This window comes from Methanobrevibacter sp., from assembly GCF_036307625.1.
In the GTDB taxonomy this organism is placed as follows: domain Archaea; phylum Methanobacteriota; class Methanobacteria; order Methanobacteriales; family Methanobacteriaceae; genus Methanocatella.
In genome coordinates this window covers 1-5,724 of sequence record NZ_JAXJXF010000083.1, presented here as the reverse complement: position 1 = coordinate 5,724, position 5,724 = coordinate 1, and the positions used below count along the sequence as shown (strand labels likewise).

General features: G+C 35.6%; 3 protein-coding genes. 1 reads left to right on the top strand and 2 read right to left on the bottom strand.

All coding sequences use genetic code 11. The features are described from left to right. Positions 1–370 precede the first annotated feature (370 nt). Positions 371–3,718, bottom strand: a complete 3,348-nt coding sequence (locus tag UIB65_RS05215) for a lectin like domain-containing protein (protein WP_330040045.1) — start codon at positions 3,716–3,718, stop codon at positions 371–373. Between the two features lie 130 nt (positions 3,719–3,848). Then, entirely contained in the window at positions 3,849–3,956 is a 108-nt protein-coding gene (locus UIB65_RS05210) for a zinc-ribbon domain-containing protein (RefSeq protein ID WP_330040044.1), read from the bottom strand. Positions 3,957–4,361: 405 nt separating this feature from the next. Here UIB65_RS05210 and UIB65_RS05205 point away from each other — a divergent pair, with 405 nt between their 5' ends. Beyond that, complete coding sequence (locus tag UIB65_RS05205; RefSeq protein ID WP_330040043.1) at positions 4,362–5,615, top strand: tetratricopeptide repeat protein; 1,254 nt, start codon at positions 4,362–4,364, stop codon at positions 5,613–5,615. The last annotated feature ends 109 nt before the right edge of the window (positions 5,616–5,724 follow it).

Genomic DNA, 5,724 nt, shown 5'->3' with positions numbered 1-5,724 from the left:
ATTCTTCTATTTTATCTGCATACATAATTGCAGGGATTTTTTTCGAATTGATGTAATGCTGATTTTCGTTTGCAAAAAACCGCAACAAAAACGGAAAAATATCTTCTCGAAGCATTAACTAAAGTTCTAATGATTAATTACTTGTTTCCAACACATCTTTTAGCATTAACAACCAAGAACAACCATGCCCAATAGAAAACACTTAAATCATATATAACAATTGAATACAAAATTAATAAACTAATAAGAAAAATTATCCCATTTTAATTAAATTAAGAAAAAATAAATCAAAAATTCGATGAAAACTCAAAAAAATAATTTTTTCAAACACCCTAAAAAAATGTATGAGATGTAATAATATAACATCCCCTTAAATTAATTTAAGTTTTACAGCAGTCTTTTCATCCACTTTACCTGTTGGTTTAATCCCATTATCCTTCTGAAACTGTTTAACAGCCCTTACAGTGCAGTCTCCATAGATTCCATCGACTTTCAGATAATGACCATAAGCTTTAAGGTAATATCCGTTTTTCTTCAAAGCCCTTTGAATTTTTTTAACAGTAGCCTTGTCCTTGCTTCCTTTCATAACCGTTTTGAAGGCAGTCTTGACAGTAATCTTTACATTTTTTGCCACTTTGTTATATTTGATGTTTCCATTGTATGTCACAGTTGCCTTGAAGCTTCCCTTCTTCGAAAGCTTGGTGATTTTGAAAGTGGCCTTTCCTTTGGAGTTGGTAGTGGCCTTATATTTTTTGCCGTTTACCTTCAGAGTGACTTTTGCATTCTTGATTGGCTTGCCTGCCTTGTCCTTTAAAGCTATTGAGTATTTTTTGGTTTTGGTGGTTGTCTTGAATGTTTTCTTATTGGCCACAATCTTTGGAGTGGACTTTTTGACCGGCAGAACGGTAATGTCATATGACATTTCAAGTCCAGTCAACGGGTCAACGGCAGTCAGCACATATTGGCCTGGCTTTAGATTGATGTTTAAACTGGCTTTTCCATTTTTATCGGTTGGTCTGCTATAAGATGCACCGTTAATCTTCATTGCAATATTTGCATTTGCAACAGACTTTCCTGCAGTGTCAATCAGTGCAATGTAAAACTTTGATTTATCATCATAACGTTTAACAAAATCTTTGGCTATCAGTGTAGGCAACACTTCAATATTGTTTTCAGCACTGAAGTTTGCATAGTATGTCCTGATTGTGTAGTTGCCAGGATTCAAGTTAATTTCCAATTTGGCCACCCCATTTTCATCGCTTAAGCGAGTATGGTTGATTCCGTCAACCTCAAATAATATGATTTTATTGCCTTCACCTATTTTAGCTTCAAACACAGAATCGTTTTTATAGATTTTAACCAGGTCTTCTGTAATTATTCCAAAATCGAATGTGAAAGCCTTTAAACAGACTACTGCATTTGAAAATTCGGCGTAACTTACACTGCCTGAGTTTTGATAGAGACTATTATGTGCGTAATGCAGGTCGATCCAATTGATGCCGTCAGGACTTATGAATGACTGGTTCGCAGATGAAGAAGTATTTGCAATCCATTCATTGACATCGCAGCTGATAGGAATTGGATATGTGCAGTTTGGAGTGGTTAACTTTATTGTTATCCTGAAAACATCATTCCTGTTCAGTCCAACGTAATCACTCAATTTTATTGTATTGTATCCTGGATTATGAATGACACCGCATTGGGTGTGTGCAAGATTGTCATTGACATAAACATAAGCTTCATAGGTGGAATCGACCCCGAAGGTATATAAACTGAATGCTGCAAGAGGATAGCTGTTGTTTGAAACGAACTGATTTGAAAACCATGCAGTTTCATTATTGAATCCTAAATTGACAAGTGTTCCAGCAGGATCATAATAATAATTTTCCTTATAGTTGCCCACATCCTCCATATTCACTATTGCAAAGGGAATGTTTTCCTTTGAAAGCGACAAATCATAATATGATATATAGTTGAAACCGTTACCTTCATAATAAATAGTTTTATTTAATTTTGTGTTATATTCACTTGTACCAAAACTATTTTTTAATATAAATGCCCCATCAGGAATGTTTTCACCAAAATTGGAGCCAGGATAGTTATCATCCCATCCGACGATATCGACCACATGGGAAGAAAACTGAGGCAATAGCACTATCGGCGAAACTTCACTTTCAAAGGTTGTTCCATTGATTATCTTGAGTTCAGGTTGAATAAATTTATATCCTATAACGACAGAACCATATTTCAACACTGCAAGCTTTAACTGAGTAATATCCATTACAGGAATATATACAACATCCTGAACATGTTTAATGACAGTGAGATTTGTTGGGGATACTTTGGAGGTTTCATTAAACGGATCATCACTGGCATTGACAGGTCCTGACCACCTGCTCCAGTATGCAAGGGTTTTGGCAGTTCCTCCACCTCTGATAAATACCCAGCCACCTTTTGTATATGGACCCATTATGTTTTTTTGATTGTTTTCAGAAAAGTTATACAGTCCGTTTTCACTTTCCAACAGATATGACTCCAAAGCACCGATTGCAGCAAAAGCCCAGCAGGTACCTGAATTTTTCTGATCCTTGACTGGAGATACATATGATACGGTTGTGCCGTTTTCCAGAGTAACGTTTCTCAAGTCATACTTTGCCGGAATGACTGCATCTGTCTCATCAAATACCTTGTCAAATACCATTGGCCAAAAGAGAGCATAGATTATGTTCTCATCGCCCATGCATGAATTGTTTTCTACGGTGCAGCCTTTCGTATTGGCCTTTCCGATTATGGTGTAAAGACTATCGTCAATTCTGTTTCGGGTGTTTTGAGTATTGTTTATAATTGTGGTATTTTCCACATTCACGATGCCGTAATTAAAAATAGAGCTTCCATAGCCATAGTCCCCATTGATTGAATTGTTGATGAATCTGGAATTGCTTATATTACTTTCATATTGATAAAATGCAATTGCTCCCCCAAACGGAGACTTGCCGCTGACGGAATTATTGATGAAATCACATCCATCAATCGAATTGATTGAAAGCATGCTGAAGATAGCAGCGGAAGCATTGGTTGCCCTATTATTTATGAATGATACGTTGGCAAATTCGGCTATTGAATACGCAGCATATACAGAACCTCCACTGGTTGCAGAATTACCTGAAAAGAAACAGTCCATAAAACTGACTGTTGATGAAGAGGCATATACTGCCCCGCCATTTGATGCTGAACATCCGATAAAAGTACAATTGCTCAAAACACCATCTTTTGCATTCCAATTAATGGCACCTCCATCGCCAGTGAATTGAGCATTGATGAATTTCAAATTCTTTAAAGCCACATTGCCCGCAGTCACGTTGAATATTCTGGACAAGTGTCTTCCATCAAGTGTATTTCCATGTCCGTCAATGATTATTGACTTATTGATTTTGATTCCACCCGCAGAACCGCTGACATATTTGTAGTCTTTTGTAAGGTTCAATATTCCCCCATCCTCAACGGAATTTATCTCATTGGCCAGTTCATCAAAAGTCCCTGCATCAATTAGATTATTGGCATTTTCAATACCTTTAACTTCCTTAGTCATGTTTTTAACATGCGCTGTTTTCTCCACACCGACAATATCTTCAGTGGAATTATCCGCTGCACATACGCCAGAAACTGCCAGCAGACTTACAAGAAATATTGCCAGTACAATTATTCTTTTGTTTAACAAAATATTGTCTCCAATTCTCAATTAACAAATATTTATAGAAAACATACTATTAATTATTTATTAAACAATCAATCAAAAAAAAAGGAATCTTTAAAATTTTATAGTAGTATTTTATTTTAAATTTTTAATTTTAATCATCTTCAAATTCATCCATATCCAAATCCGGATTGAAACCACAATTTTTGCAGAACATGTCATCGTCTGACATTTCAGAACCGCAAACGGGACATCTTTGCATCTAATCACCCCATATATTACAATTCATGATTATTTTTTGGAAATCCATAAACATCATTGTCAATACTATTTATGTGCCTATTTCATATTAACATTTTCTGAGTTCAAAATGACTGCAACAATAATAGACAGAACATGTAAATATTTTGATAGTTATTTTCAAAAATAGGTAAATAAACAATCGATTATGTTATCAAATGAATAGAAATTGAAAAACAGGTGAGTTCATACAAAGCAATGTATATGAAAAAAAATAAAATAAACATTCAGCAATATTTTCATTGGCCGAAGTTAATTGAAATCCCGTTTCACATCAAAAACAGTATAGAAAAGTTTCAAAAATCAAACCCAAATATTTCATATTTATACCACCTCCGAATTAATAACTTAATCACAATATTGATATATGAAAAGGGCCAAAGTTAATGCCATGACAACCAACAACCATCTAAATTTTGAAGAACTTGACTCAAAAACCTACGAAGATTATTCAAAAACTGCAAATGAACTTCTTGAAGTCGAACATCTGGATTTCGAGAATAGCAAATATCTGGCTAAAGTCCTATTTCTTTTAAAGAGGCATGATGAATCAATTGAACAGCTTGAAAGGGCACTGTCCCAAAAAAGCGATGATGAATCAATAGCTCTCATTGCAGTCAACCATTTCCAAAAGGGAGACTATGAAAATTCATTAAAATTCCTGGATGAATGCCTTGAAAGAGATCCTGAAAACCAAACCCTACTTTCATACGCCATGATGTCCTACGAGTTTCAAAATGACTATGAAAACGCAGTAAGATGCGGCAAGAGAATTCTTAAATGCAATTCTAAAAATATCTCTGTCATCAACCGTCTTATAGACTGCCATATTGAGCTCGAAAACTATGAGAAATGCCTTGACTACATCAGCCGAATCGAATATGAAGACAGCTACAAAAAAGCATCAATACTGCATAAGGCCGGAAGATATGAAGAGTGCATTGAAGAGTCCAGAAAGATAAGAACCGCCAAATCATACCGCCTAGCCGGAATGTCCTACCACAAATTAGGAAATACAGTAAAGGCCGTAAAATATCTTTACAAGTCCTATGAAAAGAATCCCAATATAGATACATTATTTGAAATTGCTGAAATATATTTTGAAGCAAATGACTACGGAAGGGCAATCCATTTCATGAATGAAGCATTACTCCATGACCCCCTAAACATCGAAGCGCATACCAAAATCGCCCATGCATACCTGAATACCTCACATTGGGACGATGCAGTCGAATATGCAAAAAAGGCAATTAAAATAAGCAAAAAGGTCCCCCAGGCATATATCATACTGGCCGAAGCGTATTTTCAACTGGAGAGCGGCAATGTTGAAAAGACATTGGAAGTCCTTGATGAGGGAATAGGTGAAAATCCCGAATCAGAAGATCTGTGGATGGAAAAAGGAGGTTACTCATTTCCATATGACATGTTCACATTCAAGGAATCATATGAAAAGGCAATAAGCCTGAATCCGAAAAATCCCGACATCTACCACGAATACATCTACCTGCTTATTATGAATGACGAACTGGAAGCCGCAAAAAGATACTACAATCAGATGCTGTTCTACAATCCTCTTTTTGAAAAAAGCTTTGAGGAACTCAAAAAATCAATGTATCTCTAATAAGTTATATCAAAAAAAAATAGTGAAGGTCACACCCACGGTGCGACCAAAACATTCCAAAAAAAAGTTGCATTAAACGATTTAAGAGCTCAGTGACTCAACCATGCTT

Excerpts from the sequence above, each read along its gene's own strand:
- UIB65_RS05210 (WP_330040044.1), bottom strand. The coding sequence starts at position 3,956 with ATGCAAAGATGTCCCGTTTGCGGTTCTGAAATGTCAGACGATGACATG.
- UIB65_RS05205 (WP_330040043.1), top strand. The coding sequence starts at position 4,362 with ATGAAAAGGGCCAAAGTTAATGCCATGACAACCAACAACCATCTAAAT.